Origin of the sequence: Candidatus Flexicrinis affinis, from assembly GCA_016716525.1 — a bacterium.
Classification (GTDB): Bacteria; Chloroflexota; Anaerolineae; order Aggregatilineales; family Phototrophicaceae; genus Flexicrinis; species Flexicrinis affinis.
This window is the reverse complement of record JADJWE010000010.1, coordinates 226,369-246,599: the sequence shown is the minus strand read 5'-3', so window position 1 is coordinate 246,599 and position 20,231 is coordinate 226,369. Positions and strand designations below refer to the sequence as shown.

The following is a 20,231-nucleotide window of genomic DNA, read 5'->3' as shown; positions in this document are numbered from 1 at the left end:
ATCGAGAGTATACCCGGTGCTTCGCGTGGCGGGACGTTACGCCGCTTGCTCCGCCGGCTCGGGTTCCGGCGCAGGCTCGGCCGGTGACGCAGCAGGCCCGCTGAGCAGCCCGAAGTTCCGCAGCGCCGGTATCCACCGCGCGATACCCAACACGACCAGAATCGTCCCGATGCCGCCGGTCACGACCGCCCCGACCGGCCCAAGCAGCGCCGCGGCGACGCCGGATTCGAATCCGCCGAGTTCGTTCGACGCGCCAATGAACACGCTGTTGACCGCCGACACGCGCCCGCGCATCTCGTCCGGCGTGTACGTCAGCACCAGCGTGTGGCGGATCACCACGCTGATGTTGTCAAGCGCGCCGAGCAGGAACAGCATCGCCATCGACAGCACGAACGACGTTGACACGCCGAACACGATCGTCGCGACGCCGAAGCCCGCCACCGCCCACAGCAGCGTATGACCGGAACGCTCGAACGGGGCGCGCCGGCTCAAGTACACCGCCATCATCAGCGCGCCGACGGACGGGGCCGTGCGCAGCAGGCCGAGGCCGGTCGCGTCGACCATCAGGATGTCCTTGGCAAACACAGGCAGCAGGAACGCCGCCCCGCCGAACAGCACAGCGAACATATCGAGTGTGATCGCGCCGAGGATCACCGGCGATCGGCGCAGGAACTGCCATCCGCCGCGGATGGCTTGCAGCGGCGGTTCGTTGGCCGAGATGAAGGTCTTCTGCTTGACGTCGATCATCAGCAGGGCGGCCACCAGCACACAGCCCGCCGCCGCGTTGACGAGGTACACCAGCGCCGCGTCGTTCGCCAATGCGATCAGCAGGCCACCCAGCGCCGGCCCGAGGATGGCCGACGACTGCCACACCGTCGAGTTCCACGTCACCGCGTTGAGATACTGCTCCTGCGGCACCGTCAGCGGCGTGAGCGCGCCCTCGGCCGGGTTGTTGAATGCACGCGCCGCGCCGATGATCATCAGCACGCCGTACAGCAGCACCAACGGTCCTTCGGTGATCGACAACACCGCCAGCACCAGCGAACACACGATCAGCACGAGCTGCGAAATGAGCGCGATTCGCCTGCGGTCGTAGCGGTCGGCCGCGTACCCGCCGAACACTGACAGCAGCAGCACGGGGATGATCTGCACCAGCCCGACAAGCCCCAGCGCGAAGGCGTCGCCGGTGCGTTCGTACAGCTCCCAGCCTACGCCCACGCTGACCATCATCTCGCCGATCTGCGCCGGCATGCGCCCCGCGATCAGCAGGCGAAAGTTGCGATAGCGCAGCGCCGCGTACGGGTCACGCCGCGCCGGGCGGTTGGCAGGAGATTTGTGCATCTATGCGACCTGTGGGTTCAACGAACGGTCTCGGTATCCGCTATGGCGTGTTGGGGCGCTGCCCCAAACCCCGGCAGGAGTTTGCACTCCTGCACCTCATCTCTCGCGATTTCGAGCCGCGCGCGGCTCGAAATCGCAGAATTGGGAGTCCAGAGGGCGCAAGCCCTTTGGAGTGAATCGTTTCCATGACGTGTTGGTAGAAGGCTACCCGGATTTGCGGGTTTGCTCAATGACCAAGTGCGACCACCACGGCGGAGGCAGTGGTGTCGGTGTGGGTCAGGCTGACGTCCCACTCCGTGAGGCCCATTTCGGCAGCAAGCTTGGCGGCCGCGCCGTGCAGGGTGAGGACCGGCCGTCCGCGCGGGTCGCTGGTGATCTCGATCTCTTTCCAGCTCACGTCGCCGATGCCGGTGCCGAACGCCTTGCCGACCGCTTCTTTGGCGGCGATCCGCGCGGCAAGGCGGTGCGGCTTATCGAGGCACTCGGCGCGCTCGGCGGCGGTGAAGAACCGATCGAGGAAGCGCTCGCCCAATCGGGCGATGCCGTCCTCTATCCGCTGAATGTCGATCGAGTCAATTCCGCAGCGCAGCACGCCGCCCTCCGTGAATCAAACGCAGCAGGCAGTTCGCCCTGCTGCGTCATACGGACTGTTGTGGATAGTCGCCCCGGCGGGCACTGCCGGATTACGCTTCGGGCGCAGGCTCGCCACCAGCAGGCAGGGCCGCCTTGGCGCGTGCGGCTTCGATCTTCTCCAGCCGCTCGGCATTGAGCTTGCGCAGGCGCTGCACGGCAACCGATTCGTCCGGCTTCAGCGGTTCGTGCAAGCCCTCGTGCTTGAGGCCCAGCCGCATGATGTAATACACGGCGATGATGTCAATGCCGATCAGCGCAATGATCACGATGAGGGTGAAAATGTCCACGTCCACGAAGCTCCGGCGGTAGTGCAAATCTGCACGAAGTGTACCGCGCATCCGCCCGCTCTGACAAGCCGATTCGGGCCGCTGCGGTACAATCGGGCACGACGATGACCTCACCCCCAACCCCCTCTCCAAGTTGGAGAGGGGGAGTCGAACGCAGTGAGACGGGGGTGAGGTGGGTTGGGCAGCGCCCCGCGCTGCACGTAGAAAGCTGTACGCCATGCGCCGTTCCATCGCTCTCCTTGTCCTGCTCACGCTGACGGTTGCGCTCGCCGGCGCGCAGCCCGCGCAAACGTTCACCGCCGGCGGCGTGACCTATACCGTCGACCGGTACATCGCCGCCAACTATCCGGTCAAGCTGGCGTTCGCGCCGGATGGCCGGCTGTTCTACACCGAGAAGAACACGGGCAATGTGCGCGTCGTGAGCGCGGACGGCGTGCTCCAGCCCGAGCCGGTGATCACGCTGCCGGTCGATGGGCTGGCCGAGCGCGGCATGCTCGGCATCGCACTCGACCCGAACTACGACGAGAACGGACACATCTGGGTCGTCCACACCAACCCCGGCACCCAGCGCGACTATCCGGCCAATCGGCTCGTGCGTTTCACCGAGGAAAACGGCATCGGCCGCGACCCGGAGGTGATGTTCAGCGTGCCGCTGGTCGGCAGCCCGCTGATCCACAACGGCGGGCACGTCGCGTTCGACCGCGAGGGCCGGCTGTACCTGACCGTCGGCGACTACGAGAACCCGGCCAACGCGCAGGATCTCGACGTCATCCCCGGCAAGATTCACCGCTTCGACGTCACCGATGACGGCCTCGTGCCGGCGGCAGGCAACCCGATCGAGGGCAGCAGTGTGTACGCCTACGGCCTGCGCAACGCGTGGGACTTCGATTTCGACCTCGAAGGCACGGCCATCTTCGCCACCGAGAATGGCGACCAGTGCGACGATGAGATTAACCTGATCCTGCGCGGATTCCACTACGGCCACGGCGCGAATTACCGCTGTGGCGGCACGGCCGCGGGCGTCAACATGACCTACTACGTCGCGCCGCTTCTTAGCTTTACGCCGACCGAGGCGCCGACCGGAATCCTCGTGTATGACAATGACGCCGCGCCGGACTGGATCGGCAAGCTGTTCTTCTGCGTGTGGAACGACGGCTATCCGTCGCTGCGCATGGTCACGCTGGACGACGACCGGCGCGCCGTCGAGGCCGTGGTCGAGATCCCGCTCGGCGAGGCGCGCTGCCGAATCGACATCGCACAGGGGCCGGACGGCGGGCTGTACATGAGCAGCGTCGACTCCGACGGCGGGGCAATCTGGCGGCTTGTCCCGCGCTGATGGCTTTGTGCCCGCTTTTCTCCCGGACACGGCCGTGCCGTGTCCCTTCGCACACAACACACGTGTCAGGTTCCCCTCTCCCTGACGACCGTAGGGAGCACCGCAGGTCGGGAGAGGGGTTAGGGGTGAGGGTTCGTGGGTCGCCCTCTGAAGCCCGAATCCTATCCCAGCAGAAAGCGCAAGGCAGACGGCAAGCGCGCGGCCCACGCCGGCTCGTTGTGCGCGGCGTTCGGATCCTCGAGGTACAGCAGGTTCTTGCCGTAACCGTTCTGTTTGAATCCGTCGCGCAGCTGGCGCACGCCATCCCGGTAGGCGTTGTGGGCGTCGTCGAGCGTGGGGAACATCTCAGGTGCAAGCCGCATGATGACGTCGCCCTCTTTGCCGCCCACGTCCAGATATACGCGCCCGGGCTCGGCGGTCTCGGCCAACACCATCTGAACCAGCGCATCGTGCTCAAGCCAGAACACCGGGCTGAACGCGCCGCACAGCCGGAAAACCTCTGGAAACCGCAGGTAACCGAATAGGCTGATCAAGCCGCCCATGGACGAGCCCGCGATACACGTATGGGCGGCATCGCGCAGGGTGCGGAATTCATCGTCGATCATCGGCTTAACGGTGTCGACGATGAAGCGGATATAGTCTTCGCCCGCGCCGCCGAACGGGTTGTATTCGAGGAAACGCTGCTCGCCCATGTTCGGCAGGCCGACCACGATCGCCTCGATTCCGCCCGGCGCAAGTGCGGTCAGCGTCTCGTCGACGCCCCATTCGCCGGCGTAGCTGCCATGCGCGTCGAACAGGTTGTCGCCGTCGTGCATGTAGATCACCGGATAGCGCCGCTCGCTCAGGCGATACGTCGGCGGAAGCCACACCAGCACGCTGCGCCGGTTGTCGCGCTGCGGGCTGTGGACGTCGTCGGTAATCAACAGCTCTCCGACGACCGTGTGTTCCTTGCGGGCAAGCGTATACGAACGCCAGTTTGCCATCCCGTGTTTCTCCTCGCGCCGAAGCCCAGCGGATACATTTTCTTCAGCGCCTATCAGCAGTATAGGAGGCATCTCCCGTTTTCAGCGTAGAGCCTCCGACCGACGTTATAATTGATAGTCGATTGAAGCGCCTTCGTCTTGTGGCGCTGCCCCAAACCCCGGCAGGAGTTTGCACTCCTGCACCTCGTTTCACGCAATTTGATGCCTCAGGCTGCATCAAATTGCAGATTCGGGAGTCCAGAGGGTGGAAACCCTCTGGGAAAGTACGGTCATGAGGAAACCCGCCGATGCCCTCGATTGGTCAACGCCTGACGGCGCGTTACGACGCCGACCTGCTGTACAAAGACGCGCTTGCCGCGTATATGAAGAACAATCCGAAGGCCGCGGTCGAGAAGCTCAACGAGGCGATCCGTCTGCTGCCGTCGAACGCAGAGTATTGGGCGGCGCGCGGCCTGATGTACTACGAACTGGGTACCGACGACCTCGCGCAGGCCGATTTCGAGCGCTCGCTGCGGTCGTTTCAGGGTGAGGTCTTGGCACATTACGGCCTCGGACTGGTCGCCCTGCGTGACAACCGAGCGGACGATGCCCTCAAACACCTCGACGCGGCGTACCGGCTCGATCCCCAGCGGGGCGAGACGCTCTATGCGATAGCACTCGCGCACGACAAGGCCGGCCACGCGCTCGACGCCGTCGAATGGATGGAACGCGCGTATGATCGCTTCGACGCCACCGGCGACAAACACAAGGCCGACGCGCAGCGCCACCTCACGACCTTCCGCCGCAAAGCGCGGTGATTTCGGGCGGTTGGGTGCGCGGGTAAGGATGAGGCAAAGGAAGACAACCTCACCCCCGGCCCCTCCTCCAGTTTGGTGCTGAGGTGAGGCAAGTCCGGTCGTGTAACTCCCCTCTCCCTGAGGGAGAGGGGCCGGGGGTGAGGGTTTACGTGGACGACCCGCTAGGGTCTCTGCATGCTCTGTGCCCGTGTTTCTTCTCGGACACGGCAGTGCCGTGTCCCTACGACACCGCGACATTTTGCGCAACAATCACAGTGGGCGACCCGCCGGGTCACCCCTACAGACCGCCTCTGTGTGCTCTTTTGTTCTCTGTGTGCTCTGTGGTTCTTCTCTTTTCGGACACGGCACCGGGAATTCTCTGTGCCCGGAGTGAGGTTTTACGCGGGCGACCCGGCGGGTCGCCCCTACAGACCGCCTCTGTGTGCTCTGTGTCCTCCGTGGCCTCGGTGGTTCTTCTTCTTTCGGACACGGCACCGAGAAATCCCTGCACTCCGAAACGCCGCCTAACCTGACGACTTGCGCTTGAGCTGGCGGATTTGCTGCGCGGTGAGTAGGTTGGCGTCGCCGAACACGGACAGGTCGGCGTGCTTGAGCGCATCCTGTTCGAGCAGATGCCCGAGCGCCTCCATCAGCGCGTCGGTTGCCGGCGCAGGCAGCATGTCGGCCGAGGGCTTAAGCTTGGCTTGCAGCGCCTTGATGAACTGGTTGTTGCGCATGTCCTCGACGATCCCCAGCGGCGCGAACACGTCGTGCAGGCTGGAGAAGAACGCCTTGCAGCCGTCTTTGGTCGTGAGGTCGGGCGTCTGAATCTGGTCGAGCGGCGCGGGGATATCCTCGGCGTTTAGCCCGACGGTGACAGGCAAGATGGTCGTCTGGTCGCTGCGGTGGGCGTCCCAGCACGCGCCGACCTCGAACCACAGCCACGGCCGGGACAACGAATTGGGCGTCAGCAACACCAACAGCACGCGGCACTTGAGCGCCTTTTCGATCTCCGGCAGCCAGTTCTTGCCCGCGGCGATGGTGTTGGGAGACAGAAAGATCGGCACGCCGTTGGCGAAGAACCGGCGCAGCTTCTTGCGGATCACGTCGGCGATCTCCTGATCGGCGTGCGCGTGGCTGATGAATATTCCGGTCTGTCCGGCCATGTCGTCAATCCAATCCGCATTCGTACAGCACGACGTCGATGTTGTCGCCCAGCTCGGTGTAAATCGCGCGCAGTAGGCTGAGGTTGTGTTCGAGTGTCACGGCCAACCCGTCCTGAGTCACGCGGAAGCGCGTGCCGAGCGCGAATTGAAGCGTCCCGGCATCTGCATCTTCTGCCACGCGCAGGATCATCGAGGTCGTGCTGGCCGTCCACGCGAAGTACTCGAGCGCACGCAGAAAGGCCGGATCGTCGGCGGCGACGTGCAGCGGGCCGGTCAGCGCCAGCAGCAGGATGACATCGCGGCTTGCCGCCTCGACATCGGCCACGACGTACATTTCGCCGTTCAGCCGGTCGGTGATCGTCAGCAGCGTGCGTTGGGGGTGGGTGACTGCGAGCGGTTCACAGGTGATGTCGGCGCCAAGCTCGCCGCCGGCAATCACACGATGCAGGGTGGCAAGCGGGGGCTTCAGCCGCGCGGCGTCCGGTCGATCGGCCACGCCTGCCGCTATCCTTGACGGGCAGGCGCGCGCCGCGGCGAACGCGGCAGCGACTTGAGGTTCGCCCGATTCTCGGCCGCCTGCTGCGCGAGGTGATCGATCGTCTCGGCGCGGTTGCGCTGCTGCTCGGGCGTCAGTTCGACCAATGCCTCCTCGACCGACTCGGCCCAGCCGCGTCGCACACGCTCTTCGGCGATCTTCGGGTTAGGGGTCTTGGACAGCGGCAGCACGGCGCACCTCACACGTTACGTTACAGGATTAGTATACGGCATTTCGGGATGCCCACAACCACTCGCAACCATAGAACACGTCGTGAGTATTCTTGAAGAATCCGCCGAGCCTTCCCGTAAAGGCGGCTTGTTTGAATCCGTAAGACGGGTAGACTTGGAATTGTCTGACGTGCTGACGGACATAGGCACCGTCGACGTTTCCCCCACTCAATCCCCTTGAGGAGGAATAATGGAATTCAGCATCTCACGCACAGCGCCGCGTCTGATCGTGGTGACCCTCATTGCCGCCGTGCTGCTGTCGCTCATTGCCCTACCGGCAAGCGCACAGTCCGGCACCCTGACTATCGCCACCAATGCGCCGGTCAATCTCGAACCGGCCCTCGGTTCGAACGACCCCGAACTGTTGTTTAACCGCACCATTTACGACTATTTGCTCGACGTCACGCCCGACAACGCGATCGCGCCCAACCTCGCCACCAGCTACACCATCAGCGACGATGGCCTCGTCTATACCTTCGAACTGGCGCAGGGCGTCACGTTCCACGACGGCGCGGCGTTCACGTCCTCGGACGTGGTGTACACCTTCGAGCGCCTGAAGACCCTCGAATCGCCCGCGCTTGGCCTGCTCAGCGGCGGCGCGTTCACCATTGAAGCCGTCGATGACGACACCGTAACCTTCACGCTCGAGTCGCCCAATGCCGACTTCCTATACGGTATTGGCGGGCGTTTGGCCTATATCCTCAGCGAAGACATCGCCACGCCGAACGTGCTGGCCGATGGCGACGCTCCTTACGCCAACTTCGCCGGCACCGGTCCGTTCGTCCTGACCGAGTTCCTCCCCGGCGAGCGCGCCGTCTTCAGCGCCAACGCGAACTACTTCAAGCCGGATGCCGTGCAGCTTGCCGGCGTCACCCACGTCTACATCGAAGACCCGCTCGCGCAGATTCAGGCGCTGACCAGCGGCGCGGCCGATTTCATCTTCAAGATTCCGGTCACGCAGCTCTCAACCCTCGAGAACGCCGACGGAATCACCGTGCTGAACAAGGCCACCAACATCCACCCGGTCATCCGCATCCGCACGGCCGAGGGCTTCCGCGGCGAAGATCCGCGAATCCGTCAAGCCCTCAAGCTCGGCGTCAACCGTGAGGAACTCAACGAGCTGGCGATCGACGGCCTCGGCGCGGTCGGCAACAACGACCCGATCGGGCCGATCTACGGCGATTTCTACGAGCCGATCCCCGAAACGTACGATCCCGCCGCCGCCTGCGCGCTGATCCTCGAAGCGACCGGTGACGAACGCATCAGCTTCGACTTCTACGTCGTCGATGCCCTCGGCTACCCCGACCTCGCCGTCGTCATGCAGCAGCAGTGGCAGGATGCCTGCATCGATGTCGAACTGCTCGTCCGGCCCGAAGGCGTCTACTACGGCGATAACGAGTGGCTCGATGCCGAACTCGGCCTGACCGGATGGTCGAGCCGTGCCATCCCGCAGCAGTACCTCGTCGAAGCGTACATCAGTGGCGCACCTTACAACGAGAGCAACTTCAACGACGCCGAGCTCGACGCCCTTGCCGCCCAAGCCACCGAAACCACCGATCCGGCCGCCCGCGCGGAGATCTATAAGCAGATCGCCCAGATCTTCGCCGACCGCGGCCCGATCATCGTGCCCTACTTCGCGCCCGTCCTCGGCGCCGTCACCAACCGCGTGCAAGGCCTCGACATGAACCCTGTCCCCGGCCTCACCGACCTGCGCGGCGTCAGCGTCACCGAGTAGCGTATCGTGGGGGCGCTGCCCCCAAACCCCCGCAAGGGATTTGCATCCCTTGACCCGCGTACTGCGGATGTGGCCGGCGTGCCGGCCACATCCGCCGATACGGGGTGCAGGGGTGACAACCCCTGCCGGGCTTGGGCGGAGCCCAAAACACAAGGATTCTTTCTTTGTTCAATCGGTTGAAACCGTTGGTACGTCAGCCGTTGGCGCTTGTGGGGACAGGCGTGACGCTGATGTTTTTGATTCTGGCGCTGCTTGGGCCGGCGGTCGCGCCGTACCCGTATGACGAGTTCGTGCGAAACGAGGAAGGACGGGTCGCGCGGCGAGAGGCGCCGGGTGTGGAGTTTGCGTTCGGCACCGACCGGCTTGGACGGGACGTGTTCAGCCGGGTGTTGTGGGGCACGCGAGACATCGTCGGGCTGCCGGGCGTCGCGACCGTGCTGGCGGTGATCGTCGGCACGAGCATCGGCTTGGCGATCGGGTACGCCGGCGGATGGATCGACGAGGTGGTATCGCGCGTGTTCGACGGCCTGCTGGCGATTCCGGCGCTGGTGTTGGCGCTGGCGGTACTGGCAACGCTTGGACCGTCGTCTGCGGGGCTGGTGCTGGTGATCGTGATTCTGTATACGCCGATCGTGGCCCGCGTGATTCGCTCGGCCACCTTGAATCTACGCAGCGCGGCGTACGTCGAACTGGCGCGCCTGCGCGGCGAAAGCCTGCTGTTCATCCTCACCCGTGAGATCTTGCCCGGCGTGCTGCCGGCACTGGCCGTCGAGGCCGCGCTGCGCTTTAGCTACGCGATCTTCCTCACCGCGTCGCTGGGGTTTTTGGGTCTGGGCGTTCAGCCGCCGTCGCCGGATTGGGGCCGTATGGTCTACGAAGCGCGTCTGGACGTCAACCAGACGCCGTGGGCGCTGTGGTTCCCCGCCGGCGCGATCGCGGTGCTGGTCATCAGCGTTAACCTGATGGCGGACGGCCTGCGCCGCGTGTTCCGGTACGAAGGCAGTCTCGTATGAGCGACCAGTTCTCAGTCGCCAGGTGTCAGGTTTTGCACCACGTAACTTCTCCCCCTCTCTCCTTGACGACCGACGGGAGCACCGAAGGTTGGGAGAGGGGGTCGGGGGGTGAGGGGACGCGTCCCCCGGACACGACAGTGCCGTGTCCCTACGCACGAGTCAACGCGAGCCGCGGCAGGCGACCCGCCGGGTCGCCCCTACAACACGACTCGGCGTGTCACGCACGTTATGCCCCTCTCCCTGAGGGAGAGGGGCAGGGGGTGAGGGTTAGTGGGCCGGAGGGTGAGGGGGCGCATGTCCCGGACACGGCAGTGCCGTGTCCCTACGTACATGCCGCATCTCGCGTCCGTATTTTTGCCCCTCTCCCTGAAGCCAACCTCGCCCCGCGTCGCTGGCGCTCCGCCGCCCCTCTCCCGGAGGCGAGGGGCAAACTGCGGGTCTCGGCTTCTCCCCCTCGCCCCTTGAGGGCGAGGGGGCTGGGGGGTGAGGGGGCGCGTCCCCCGGACACGGCAGTGCCGTGTCCCTACGTACATACCGCATCCCGCGTCCGTATTTTTGCCCCTCTCCCTGACACAAACCTCACCCCGCGTCGCTGGCGCTCCGCCGCCCCTCTCCGGGAGGCGAGGGGTAAGTTGCAGCGCCCGCCTTCTCCCCCTCGCCCCTTGAGGGAGAGGGGGCTGGGGGGTGAGGGGGCGCATCTCCCCTTTCGCCCTTCCTCTGACACCTGTCTACTGGCCATTGGAAACTAACCATGTCCACTGTGCTTGAGGCGCGTGCGCTGCGCGTCGATTACCAAATCGAGCGGCGCTGGCTGAACGCGCTGAACGACATCACGCTCGACATTCAACCGGACGAGATTCACGGTCTGGTCGGCGAGTCGGGCAGCGGCAAGAGCACGCTCGGGCTGGCGCTGATGCGTTACCTCGCGCCGAACGCGCGCATCAGCAGCGGACAGATCCTGCTGGACGGCGAGGACTTGGCCGCCAAATCGCCCGAGCAGATGCGCACGATCTGGGGCCGGAAGCTGAACCTCGTGCCGCAGAATCCGTTGGCCGCGCTCAACCCGTCGTACACCATCGGCGAGCAGATCAGCGAGATCACGCGCCTGCACGAAGGACTGAGCCGGAAGGCGGCGCTGGACGCAGCGGTCGAGATGCTGCGCAAGGTCAAGATCGCCGATCCGGACGTGGTCGCGCGGCGCTACCCGCACCAGTTGTCGGGCGGCATGCGCCAGCGTGTGTCGATCGCGATGGCGCTCAGCACGCAGCCGCGCTTGCTCGTGTTGGACGAGCCGACGACCGCGCTCGACGTCACGACACAGGCGGTGATCCTCGACTTGTTCCGCGAATTGATTCACGAGAACCGCGCCGCGGCCTTGTACGTCTCGCACGATCTGGCGACGGTCGCGCAGTTGTGCGAACGCGTGACGGTCATGTACGCCGGCGAGGTGATGGAAACCGCGCCCGCCGCCAAGCTGTACGCCCGCCCGCTGCATCCGTACACCGCCGGCCTGCTGGCGAGCCTGCCGCGCAGCTATGCCGACCAGAACGAGTCGCGCCTGCCGGTGATCCCCGGCGTGGCGGCCAGCCTCGCCGACCGCCCGCCGGCGTGTGTGTTTGCCGACCGCTGCCCGGTCGCGCAGGCCATCTGCCGCGAGGTCAAGCCGGCGCTCGAGGAGACCCCGGACGGGCGCGCCGTGCGCTGCCACCGTTGGCAGGAAATCGCGCGTGACGAACTCGAGCTGATCCATCCGCCGGAGCGCGAGCTGCCGGCGCAGGACAGTGCCCGGAAGGGCGCGGTGCTGGAAATCGACCGGCTGACCAAACACTTTCAGGAAGGCGGCGTATTGGCACGGCTGATGGGCCAGATGCCCAAACCGGTGCGCGCCGTCGACGACGTCTCGCTGTATGTGAATGCACGCGCGACGCTGGGCCTCGTCGGAGAGTCCGGCAGCGGCAAGACCACGCTTGCGCGCCTGATCGTCGGGCTGGAACCGGCGGACTCAGGCGCGATCGAACTGCTTGGCGCAGACATCCCGTACGATGTCCGCAAGCGCACGCCGGACATGCTCAGCCACCTGCGCCTCGTGATGCAAAACCCGCAGGAGGCGCTCAACCCGTACCAGTCGATCGGCTACGGGATCGGCCGGGCGGTGCGCATGTTCGACCGTACGATGTCCAACGGCGCGGTGAAGGCCCGTGTCGAAGAACTGCTCGCCAGCGTGCGACTGCCTGCCTCGCACGCCGACCGGTATCCGGCCGAACTCAGCGGGGGCGAGAAACAGCGCGTCGCCATCGCCCGTGCCTTCGCCGCCGAGCCGGCGCTGATTTTGCTGGACGAGCCGACCTCGTCACTGGACGTGAGCGTGCAGGCCGTCGTGCTCAACCTGCTCAAAGACCTGCGCGCCCGCACCGGCACAAGCTACCTACTGATCTCGCACGATCTTGACGTCGTGGCGTATCTGGCCGAGTGGATTTGTGTGATGTACCTCGGCGAGATTGTCGAGCAGGGGCCGTCGGCGAACGTGTACGTCGGGCCGTCGCACCCGTATACCGAGGCGCTGGTATCGGCGGTGCCGGTGGCCGACCCGACCGCGTCGCGCACCGACATCCGCCTTGAGGGCGACGTGCCGAGCGCGCGCAACATCCCGACCGGATGCCGCTTCCACACGCGCTGCCCGCGTTATCTGGGCGACATCTGCCGCACCGAAGCGCCCCCGTTCCGCGATGCCGGCGACGGCCATCTGATCCGCTGCCACATCGAGGTCGACGAACTGCGCCGGTTGCAGGTGCCGGCGGGCGGGGAAGGCGATCCCCTGTGATTCACGGGTTTCGCCTCACCGTTTACGCATTCTTTGTGGCCGGGGATGTGAGGTCATAGCCGAGTCCCTTCCGCCATATCTAAAGCCTAGCGGCCGGGAATCCCTATAGAATTATGCCAAGCGGCGCCCACCGAGGAGCGGCGCGCAGTTCCAAGAATTTTTGAAGTGAAAGGCTGCGGCATTATGGCTGACATACGTATTGCGTGGGACGATCCGGAGGAGACCGTCCTGATTGTTGAGTTTATCGGTCAGTTCCAGTGGATAGACTATTTCACGGCGTTTGAAGACGCTTATGCGAAGATTAGCAGCAAGCCGCACCGCTGCTACATCATCACCGATTACACACGCGGCTGGGCGACCAACGCGGCCTCGGCGATCACCAATACGAAGCAGATTATCGCGAACGCGCCGAAGAACCTGCGCATGGGCGTGGTGGTGACGTCAAAGCTCGCCAACATGATCATGGAGGCGTTTCGGCGCTTCGATCCGTCGAGCGCCAACACGGTGTTGACCGCGCCGACCCTCGACGACGCGCGGCGGATGATCGCCGAGGCACGGGCCAAGTCGAGATCGCGCGATACGCCGGCATCCTGACCTACGAGCTCGGCATCGTCTGTGTGCTCTGTGCCTGCCTGCTCGGACGCGATGTATCGCGTTCCTACCACACCGCAGAGGCTTGCGGAGTATGCGCGGCGTGCAAGACACAAGCCGAAAGCCCCTCTCCTCGGGAGAGATAGAGGTGCGGGTGGGCGGCCCGCCCGCGCTTACCTCATCGCTTCCCCCCGCCTACGGAAGTTGATCCTGACTCTCAAGGAAGAGGATCAGGTCGAGCAGGTCTTGATAGCCGAGCGCCAGCGTATAGATCGCCGGCATCAGGTTTTCGCCGTAGGGCGGCACGACGTAGACGTTGGGGTGCAGGATCGACTCGACGGCGTAATACGCGAACTCCTGTTCGGCGTACTCGGGCAGCAGGCGGCGCTCCTCGTCCCAGCGCGTCCACGTGCCTTCGGTGATCGGCGCGACGTCGCCCGTCTCGTGACAGCCGGAGCAGCCTAGCGTCGCGTTTTGGCTGCTGCGTTCCTGCCCGAGATACAGTAGTTGGCCGCGCAGCGGATCGCCGGTGAGCGTGTCCATGACCTCCAGCACGCGCTCGGTGGACGTATCCTCCCCGATCGGCAGTTGGCCGATGTTTTCGGGGATATACCCGCAGGCCAGCGCGCGCGCCTTGAACTCCTCGCCGATCAGGTACATCTGCCCCAACGCCGCGTTGATCCCTTCGGGGTCGGTGCTTTCGGCAAGCGCGACCTGCGCGCTGATGATCCGTGCTGCGGCGTACGTTTGCAGCGCGTCCGGGTCGCACGAGAATGACAGGTTGGGTGTCTCGGTCGGCGCAGGCTCCTGCGCGAGGGCGAGGCCAGCCGCAAGCATAAGCAGGCCGGCGATTACGATCAGGGTACGGTACACGATGTTGTCCTTTCCGATTGTTCGGGAGGCCGGCACGGCCCGACAAAAAGCCCCCGGAACACGTCACGGGGGCTGGTCTTGCGTCAGTGTCAGTGGCGCACCCCAGACGAGCGGGCGCGAGAGCTGCGGACCGGTTAGCCGCCGTCGCCTTCACCTTCGGCGGCGGGTTCCTCGGCCGGCTGTTCCGGCGCGACGTAGTTCGGATCGCTCGCCTTAATGAATTCGAGGATGTCGGCTACGTCCTGTGCGCTCATTTGTTGACCGAACTGAGCCGGCATTTGGCCTGCCGCCCAGCCCGAGACAACGTAAGCGCCGGGAGCCAGGATGCTCTCGATCACGTAGTGCTCGGGCGTGTAGCCCGCCAAGGCAGGGTCGGTCAGGCGTTCATCGAGGATACGCTCCCACAGACCATCATACGCCGGGCCTTGCACGCCGCCGTAATGGCAGCCTGAACAGCCAAGACGCTGCGCGCGCTGCGTGCGCTCCGAGCCTTCGTACAGCGCCTGACCGCGGACGGGATCGCCGACGACGGTCGTCAACGCCGCGAGCGCCGCGTCGACATCGCTGCCGACAGCTTCTGCGGTGATCTCGCCACCGCCGCCTTCACCGGGGATGATCGGGAACTGCTGAACCGCAAGGAGATCCTCAAGCGTCCAGTCGGTGCCCTTGTCCCAATTCAGGATGTAATTGACGATGTCCTGAATCTGGTCGTCGCGCAGCGGCCCGCCGGAGCGCTGGCCCCACGACACCATCGGAGCGCGCCAGTAGCTGATGCTGGTCGGCCGACCGTGGATCAGCGTCGTCTGGATGAAGCTCTCACGCGTGCCACCCCAACCGAGCTGAACGAGGCGCGACGGCACGTCGGGGTCGTAGCCCTTGTCGACGGCCGCGACCATCGCGGTGACCTGCTGCTGCCGCTCGAACTGAAGCTCCTCGATGCGAGCCTGACGCTCCGGATCGGCCAATTCGGCGTCGATCTCGGCGATACGCGTCTCGATCGCTTCGCGGCGGCGGTCGGTTACGCCGTCCGCCGCCAGCTCGTCTTGAAGCGCGAGCTTCTCGGATTCCAGTGCTGCAATCTCGCGGTTGAGCGTGTCGATTTCATCGTCCCACTGCGCGAGAAAGTCGTAACCAAAGAGGTGCGGGCTGTTGAGGGCCGGCGCACGCAGTGAAACACCGCGGCCATCGGTGCCGTGGCAGGTCGAGCAGTTGGCAGCGAACAACTCGGCGCCGCGCTCGATCGACCGCGCGTTGTACTGCCGGGTAAACGAGGCCATACGCGCGTTCTCGTTGATCGCAACCCATCCGACCAGGACCATGATGCCGACAAAGGCGATGATCCCAACCAGAATGCGGTTCTCAATACGGTCAACTAGCATTCGTCCGAATTGAAGCATTAGCGAGTCCCTTTAGTGCTCAATCGATGCCCCTCGGCCCACGCCCCCGGCGCCGTTTTGCTCAGCGCCGGGGATTTGTTGTTTGATGCGGCCCCTCGCCCCTGTGGGACGGGGCAGCGCGCTGCGCAGGGAGAGGGGCGTGCCACCTAGTTCTGGAAGTACGCGCTGTTCTCGTGGATAAAGATGTGGTCGGCGCTCCAGCGGTATACCGGCGTGCCGTCCTCGTTCAACACCGGGATCGGGTTGCCCTGATCGTCGACGATGACGCCGCCGGTCTCGTTCAGTTCGACCTCTTCCCACTGGATCAGCACGTCGAGGCGCTTCAATCCAGCCTGATTATCGGTGACGATCACGACGCCGTGCGCGTTGTAGAGTTCCTTGTTGTCGATTTCGAGCAGGTGATGGAACTCCTCGATCGCCTTATGCAGGGCCGGTGACGAGTCCGGGATGACCACGAACGGGATCTGCTCGTAGGCTCTCGCGTTATTCAAGTGCGCGAGGTTGAGCTCGGCGACCAGTTCGTCGCGGATACCAGTTTCCGCGATCATCGTGTTGAACTCGGCGACGTCCACGTCCGGCGCGTCGCTCTCGAACTGCGCGGTGGTATAGGCCCCCGGCGCCAACTGGTTGTAGGGCACGGGCAGCAGCTTGCCCATGTGATTGTGGGCAGGCTCCATCGTCATCTCGTGGATGACGCGCGCGTCCGCCGAAGTCGCCACACCGTATTCCGGCAGGCCCATGTAGCTCAGGACGACCGTGAACGAGGTCAGCAGGAAGCCCATGCTGAGCGCGAAGCGGCGGTCGGCATAGCGGCGGCTCTTGGTCGTATCGAGATACGGCATGACCATCAGGAAGACGAGGTAGATGCCGGGGAAGATGACGCCCCAGAACACCTTGTCGCCGAGTTTCAGTGCGCCCTGAATCCACAGGAAGTACCACGGCGCGGTCGTGCCGATCGGCGTGATCTGCGGGTCGGCGTGGTTCTCCAGCGGCGCGTGATAGAACCACACGCACAAGACGACCAACACCAGCGTGGTGACGGCGATCCACATGACCTCGCTGGTCAGCACGTCGGGGATGAAGTATACGCGTTTGTCGAGCGGCACGCGCTTGGCGGTATCCTCGCCGATGTTCTCGGCCTTCGGCGGCAGGCTGTGCCCGTGCACGATGACCTTGTAGTAGTGAACGCCGGTAAAGATAAACAGCACCGCCGGCACCAGCAGCACGTGCAGCAGGTAGAAGCGGAGCAGACCGTTGGCGCCCATCTCAGGGCCGCCGCGCAGCAGCAGGTTCAGGTTGTCGCCGACGATCTTCGGCGGCGTAGCTTCGATCATCGACGCGCCGATGGTGACCGCCCACAGGCTCAACTGATCCCACGGCAGCAGGTAGCCGGAGAAGCTGAGGAACAGGGTCACGAACAGCAGCACGACGCCGGTGAACCAGGTGAACTGCCTCGGCTTTTTATAACTGCCTGTCAAGAACGTTCGGAGCATGTGCAGCGTGACGATCAACACCATCGCTTCCGCGCCGAGGCGGTGCAGGTCGCGCATGAGCTGGCCGAGCGGCACGTTGCCGAGGATGTTGAGCATGTTGCTGTAGGCGATTTCCGGCGACGGCGTGTACCACACCATCAAAATGAGGCCGGTGATCGTCTCGAAGGCGACAAAGTAGGTCGACAGCCAGCCCAACCGGAAGGTCGGGTAGAGGCCGGTCATATCGCGATGGAAGAACGACGGGCGCATGTGCAGCCAGAAGCCGTCGGCATGCGGCTGCAAGCGCGGGTTCGGGCGGCGGGTCGGGGTTTCGCCGCGCAGCGCCTCGCGGATGTCCTGAATGTTCATGCCCGCGGTGACGCGCTCGACGATATTGTCGACGCCTTCGAAGACCGCCTTCTTCAGGCCCTTCTCCTTGATGTCATCAAGGAAGGACGGAAACGGAAGAACTGACATTAAACCGCTCCTCGACTCTCTACTTACGCACTACCGGTAAATTGGGCATCCGCACCGTGGGCAGGGCCGGTGACGCGGGCGCCGGTATCAACGACGATTTGCGAGATGTCGTCAAGCGTGATGTCCGAGATGTCGATGGGCCAGCCATCAACACCGTTGCTGCGGGTCTCCCCGTTGTTCAGAACGATCGTCAGCGGGAAACGGTCGAGGCCGCGCGGGGCCGGGCCGGTGATCCAGCGGCCGTCCAGTTGATACTGCGAACCGTGGCACGGGCAGGCGAAGCGTGTGTTGACCGGCTCCCACTTCGGCAAACAGCCCAGATGGGTGCAGACCTGATACAGCGCCACGAGGCCGCCGTCGGCCATGTGCGAGATATGGAAACGCCCGGCCGGCTCGGTATGCGGTGCATCGCCGGCTGTGGGCACCACATCGGACGGCGTGTAACGGAACGTACCGCCGAACTCGCCCTCGCGGAAACGCGGCAGCGCGAACCAGATCGTGGCCGCGCCGACTTCTCCAAGAAGCAGCACGATGCTGGCGCCCCAAATGTAGTACAGAAACTCGCGGCGGCTAACTGCACTAACTTCGACGGCTTGTGCTTTGGCGGGTGCGGTCGAAGCCGCGCCTTGCGCCGGTGTTGCTGTCGCCATACGCTGGATGTCCTTCACTTAAAGCCAAAGGCCGCAGACGGAAAAAAGGCTCGTCGGTCCCTCGGCTGCCTCCGCTCGATCTGACTGTGTGGATTTTATCACAAGCGCGAAAGACGTGTCAAAACTCAGACTCCGTCTCATCAGGGTTCCTGTCTCGCGCTATAATGCGCCCAGATCATGACTCGCAGAAACGAAATTCGCAACGTTCCCACACATTAAAGTGATGCCACGTCCAGTAAACATCCCCCCGGCCACCTACGTCGATCATCCGCGCAAGCTCGACGCGATGGTGGGCGCGCTGCAGCGCGAGTCGCTGCTCGCGATCGACACCGAATCCAACAGCCTGCATGCGTATCACGAGCGCGTTTGCCTGATTCAGATTTCGAGCCGCAGCGCCGATTACATCGTCGATCCGCTGGCGCTGCAGAAGCTGGATACGCTCGGCGCGCTGTTTGCCGACCCGCGCATCGAGAAGGTGTTTCACGCCTCGGAATACGACCTGATGTGCCTCAAGCGCGACTATCAGTTCACGTTCTCGAACTTGTTCGACACCATGATCGCGGCGCGCATCTGCGGCTTGCGGCAGGTCGGGCTGAATCATCTTGTGCGCGATTACCTCGGGATCGAACTCGACAAGAGCCATCAGCGCGACAATTGGGGCAAGCGCCCGCTGCCGCAGTCCAGCTTGCGCTATGCCCAGCTGGATACCCACTACCTGCCCGACCTGCGCGATCAACTGCTGGCCGAGTTGGAGGCGCGCGGGCATCTTGAGGAAGCGCGCGAGACGTTCGACGACATGAGCCGCATGACCCCGCCGCACGAGGGCCGCAGCTTCGACCCCGACGGCTACTGGCGGGTCGGGTATCCGGCTCGCCTCGCCCCGCGCCAGATGGCCGTGCTGCGCGAGCTTTACCTGACGCGTGAGGCGCTGGCCGAACGCGCCAACATCCCGCCCATGAACGTGGTGCAGAACCGCACGCTGGTCGAACTGGCGCAGGAGCAGCCCGAAAACCGCGACGGACTCCGCAGCATCTTCGGCCTGTCGAACAACGGCGTCCGGCGCTGGGGCGACGCGCTGCTGGCGGCGGTCGCGCGCGGCAAGAACGCCGAGACCCCGCGCGCGCCGGCCAATATCCAGACCCCGCCGGACATTGCCGACCGCTATACCGCGCTGCACGCGTGGCGCAAGAAGCGGGCTGAACAGCGCGGCGTCGAATCGGACGTGATCGTCACCAAGCAGACGTTGTGGTCGTTGGCCTACAAAACGCCGGCGACCCTCGAAGACCTCGATAATATCGAGGGCCTCGGGCCGTGGCGCACACGGACCTACGGCCCCGAAATCCTGTCCGTCATCGCCAAACACGAGAACGGAGCCAAGCCATGATGAACCGCAGCCCCTTCGCCGACGAGTGGCGCGCCTGCCTGCGCGAGCACTACAAACACACCGTGCGCGAGAACGACCGCGCGACACTGGCGACCCTGACCGGCGTCATGATCAACGTGGGCTTTCGCGAAGACGAACTGCGCGACCTGACGATCGAGGCGACGATGCGCACCGAGGACGTCGCCGACGACTTCGTGCCGAACCTCGACATCCTGACGCCGCAGATGGAAAACCGGCATCCGGCCGAATGTCAGTGTCCGTCGTGCGTGGGCGAGAACCTCGTGCCGCACGACGCCGAGGGCCAGCCCCTCACCGGCGACGCGCTGCAAGAGGCCGAGGAAGAAGCGCGCTGGGCGGCGGAACGCTCGCGCATGCTGGTCGCCACGCCGACGATCGCCGACGAACTGGACGGCGCCGAACCGGACGAGGCCTCAGACGAGGACTATCCGCGCCAAGACCCCGAGGGCTTCACGCAGCTCAGCCTTTTTTAGGGAGCGATCAGGAGTCAGGAATCAGTTGTCAGGTGGAGAG

General features: G+C 64.6%; 19 protein-coding genes. 8 read left to right on the top strand and 11 right to left on the bottom strand.

The genetic code is table 11. The annotated features are described in order from the left end of the window. Positions 1 to 36 precede the first annotated feature (36 nt). The 3 genes from IPM16_23275 to IPM16_23265 form a co-directional block, all read right to left on the bottom strand. Positions 37 to 1,341, bottom strand: a complete 1,305-nt coding sequence (locus IPM16_23275) for an MFS transporter (protein MBK9126029.1) — start codon at positions 1,339 to 1,341, stop codon at positions 37 to 39. Between the two features lie 226 nt (positions 1,342 to 1,567). Further along, complete coding sequence (gene acpS, locus IPM16_23270) at positions 1,568 to 1,933, bottom strand: holo-ACP synthase (protein MBK9126028.1); 366 nt, start codon at positions 1,931 to 1,933, stop codon at positions 1,568 to 1,570. Positions 1,934 to 2,024: 91 nt separating this feature from the next. Beyond that, complete coding sequence (locus IPM16_23265) at positions 2,025 to 2,261, bottom strand: hypothetical protein (protein ID MBK9126027.1); 237 nt, start codon at positions 2,259 to 2,261, stop codon at positions 2,025 to 2,027. 217 nt (positions 2,262 to 2,478) lie between these two features. Here IPM16_23265 and IPM16_23260 point away from each other — a divergent pair, with 217 nt between their 5' ends. Next, positions 2,479 to 3,597, top strand: a complete 1,119-nt coding sequence (locus IPM16_23260; GenBank protein MBK9126026.1) for a PQQ-dependent sugar dehydrogenase — start codon at positions 2,479 to 2,481, stop codon at positions 3,595 to 3,597. A gap of 161 nt (positions 3,598 to 3,758) precedes the next feature. On the opposite strand, the gene IPM16_23255 is transcribed toward IPM16_23260, so the two are convergent. After that, positions 3,759 to 4,580: an alpha/beta hydrolase gene (locus IPM16_23255; GenBank protein MBK9126025.1), complete on the bottom strand. Its 822-nt coding sequence runs from the start codon at positions 4,578 to 4,580 to the stop codon at positions 3,759 to 3,761. Between the two features lie 287 nt (positions 4,581 to 4,867). Here IPM16_23255 and IPM16_23250 point away from each other — a divergent pair, with 287 nt between their 5' ends. Continuing rightward, the gene (locus IPM16_23250; GenBank protein MBK9126024.1) at positions 4,868 to 5,377 is read left to right on the top strand and encodes a tetratricopeptide repeat protein; all 510 of its coding nucleotides are present in this window, start codon (positions 4,868 to 4,870) and stop codon (positions 5,375 to 5,377) included. Between the two features lie 503 nt (positions 5,378 to 5,880). Here the strand turns inward: IPM16_23250 and IPM16_23245 are convergent. From IPM16_23245 to IPM16_23235, 3 genes are read right to left on the bottom strand one after another with little or no spacing between them, the layout of a single operon-like run. After that, positions 5,881 to 6,522 carry a toll/interleukin-1 receptor domain-containing protein gene (locus IPM16_23245; protein MBK9126023.1) on the bottom strand — a complete coding sequence of 214 codons (642 nt, stop codon included), beginning with the start codon at positions 6,520 to 6,522 and terminating at the stop codon, positions 5,881 to 5,883. 4 nt (positions 6,523 to 6,526) lie between these two features. Then, positions 6,527 to 7,018, bottom strand: coding sequence for a hypothetical protein (locus IPM16_23240; GenBank protein ID MBK9126022.1), 492 nt, complete (start codon positions 7,016 to 7,018; stop codon positions 6,527 to 6,529). 8 nt (positions 7,019 to 7,026) lie between these two features. Next, entirely contained in the window at positions 7,027 to 7,248 is a 222-nt protein-coding gene (locus tag IPM16_23235; protein MBK9126021.1) for a hypothetical protein, read from the bottom strand. A 229-nt stretch (positions 7,249 to 7,477) separates the two neighbouring features. On the opposite strand from IPM16_23235, the gene IPM16_23230 reads away from it, so the two are divergent. The 4 genes from IPM16_23230 to IPM16_23215 all read left to right on the top strand — a co-directional run bounded on the left by IPM16_23230 (position 7,478) and on the right by IPM16_23215 (position 13,450). Beyond that, the gene (locus IPM16_23230) at positions 7,478 to 9,022 is read left to right on the top strand and encodes an ABC transporter substrate-binding protein (GenBank protein MBK9126020.1); all 1,545 of its coding nucleotides are present in this window, start codon (positions 7,478 to 7,480) and stop codon (positions 9,020 to 9,022) included. Positions 9,023 to 9,252: 230 nt separating this feature from the next. Next, positions 9,253 to 10,035 (top strand): ABC transporter permease, encoded by a 783-nt coding sequence (locus tag IPM16_23225; protein ID MBK9126019.1) that lies wholly within the window; start codon positions 9,253 to 9,255, stop codon positions 10,033 to 10,035. 751 nt (positions 10,036 to 10,786) lie between these two features. Beyond that, positions 10,787 to 12,856 carry an ABC transporter ATP-binding protein gene (locus IPM16_23220; GenBank protein ID MBK9126018.1) on the top strand — a complete coding sequence of 690 codons (2,070 nt, stop codon included), beginning with the start codon at positions 10,787 to 10,789 and terminating at the stop codon, positions 12,854 to 12,856. A gap of 183 nt (positions 12,857 to 13,039) precedes the next feature. After that, positions 13,040 to 13,450, top strand: a complete 411-nt coding sequence (locus IPM16_23215; protein ID MBK9126017.1) for a hypothetical protein — start codon at positions 13,040 to 13,042, stop codon at positions 13,448 to 13,450. Between the two features lie 192 nt (positions 13,451 to 13,642). Here IPM16_23215 and IPM16_23210 read toward each other — a convergent pair whose 3' ends face one another. The 4 genes from IPM16_23210 to IPM16_23195 all read right to left on the bottom strand — a co-directional run bounded on the left by IPM16_23210 (position 13,643) and on the right by IPM16_23195 (position 18,316). Beyond that, the gene (locus tag IPM16_23210; GenBank protein MBK9126016.1) at positions 13,643 to 14,320 is read right to left on the bottom strand and encodes a hypothetical protein; all 678 of its coding nucleotides are present in this window, start codon (positions 14,318 to 14,320) and stop codon (positions 13,643 to 13,645) included. A gap of 134 nt (positions 14,321 to 14,454) precedes the next feature. After that, positions 14,455 to 15,717 carry a c-type cytochrome gene (locus tag IPM16_23205; GenBank protein ID MBK9126015.1) on the bottom strand — a complete coding sequence of 421 codons (1,263 nt, stop codon included), beginning with the start codon at positions 15,715 to 15,717 and terminating at the stop codon, positions 14,455 to 14,457. Positions 15,718 to 15,863: 146 nt separating this feature from the next. After that, complete coding sequence (locus IPM16_23200) at positions 15,864 to 17,666, bottom strand: cytochrome bc complex cytochrome b subunit (GenBank protein ID MBK9126014.1); 1,803 nt, start codon at positions 17,664 to 17,666, stop codon at positions 15,864 to 15,866. 23 nt (positions 17,667 to 17,689) lie between these two features. Further along, positions 17,690 to 18,316 (bottom strand): ubiquinol-cytochrome c reductase iron-sulfur subunit, encoded by a 627-nt coding sequence (locus tag IPM16_23195; protein MBK9126013.1) that lies wholly within the window; start codon positions 18,314 to 18,316, stop codon positions 17,690 to 17,692. Between the two features lie 223 nt (positions 18,317 to 18,539). Between IPM16_23195 and IPM16_23190 the strand changes: the two genes are divergently transcribed. Both IPM16_23190 and IPM16_23185 read left to right on the top strand, forming a co-directional pair. After that, positions 18,540 to 19,700: a ribonuclease D gene (locus IPM16_23190; protein ID MBK9126012.1), complete on the top strand. Its 1,161-nt coding sequence runs from the start codon at positions 18,540 to 18,542 to the stop codon at positions 19,698 to 19,700. After that, the gene (locus IPM16_23185; protein ID MBK9126011.1) at positions 19,697 to 20,191 is read left to right on the top strand and encodes a hypothetical protein; all 495 of its coding nucleotides are present in this window, start codon (positions 19,697 to 19,699) and stop codon (positions 20,189 to 20,191) included. Before IPM16_23190 ends, IPM16_23185 begins: the two co-directional genes overlap by 4 nt. Positions 20,192 to 20,231: the final 40 nt, after the last annotated feature.

What these genes read in the sequence shown, in the direction of transcription:
- IPM16_23250 (MBK9126024.1), top strand. Translation starts at nt 4,868, where the DNA reads ATGCCCTCGATTGGTCAACGCCTGACGGCGCGTTACGACGCCGACCTG.
- IPM16_23200 (MBK9126014.1), bottom strand. Translation starts at nt 17,666, where the DNA reads ATGTCAGTTCTTCCGTTTCCGTCCTTCCTTGATGACATCAAGGAGAAG.
- IPM16_23195 (MBK9126013.1), bottom strand. Translation starts at nt 18,316, where the DNA reads ATGGCGACAGCAACACCGGCGCAAGGCGCGGCTTCGACCGCACCCGCC.
- IPM16_23220 (MBK9126018.1), top strand. Translation starts at nt 10,787, where the DNA reads ATGTCCACTGTGCTTGAGGCGCGTGCGCTGCGCGTCGATTACCAAATC.
- IPM16_23185 (MBK9126011.1), top strand. Translation starts at nt 19,697, where the DNA reads ATGATGAACCGCAGCCCCTTCGCCGACGAGTGGCGCGCCTGCCTGCGC.
- IPM16_23205 (MBK9126015.1), bottom strand. Translation starts at nt 15,717, where the DNA reads ATGCTTCAATTCGGACGAATGCTAGTTGACCGTATTGAGAACCGCATT.
- IPM16_23260 (MBK9126026.1), top strand. Translation starts at nt 2,479, where the DNA reads ATGCGCCGTTCCATCGCTCTCCTTGTCCTGCTCACGCTGACGGTTGCG.
- IPM16_23255 (MBK9126025.1), bottom strand. Translation starts at nt 4,580, where the DNA reads ATGGCAAACTGGCGTTCGTATACGCTTGCCCGCAAGGAACACACGGTC.
- IPM16_23225 (MBK9126019.1), top strand. Translation starts at nt 9,253, where the DNA reads ATGTTTTTGATTCTGGCGCTGCTTGGGCCGGCGGTCGCGCCGTACCCG.
- IPM16_23215 (MBK9126017.1), top strand. Translation starts at nt 13,040, where the DNA reads ATGGCTGACATACGTATTGCGTGGGACGATCCGGAGGAGACCGTCCTG.
- IPM16_23245 (MBK9126023.1), bottom strand. Translation starts at nt 6,522, where the DNA reads ATGGCCGGACAGACCGGAATATTCATCAGCCACGCGCACGCCGATCAG.
- IPM16_23230 (MBK9126020.1), top strand. Translation starts at nt 7,478, where the DNA reads ATGGAATTCAGCATCTCACGCACAGCGCCGCGTCTGATCGTGGTGACC.
- IPM16_23275 (MBK9126029.1), bottom strand. Translation starts at nt 1,341, where the DNA reads ATGCACAAATCTCCTGCCAACCGCCCGGCGCGGCGTGACCCGTACGCG.
- IPM16_23190 (MBK9126012.1), top strand. Translation starts at nt 18,540, where the DNA reads ATGCCACGTCCAGTAAACATCCCCCCGGCCACCTACGTCGATCATCCG.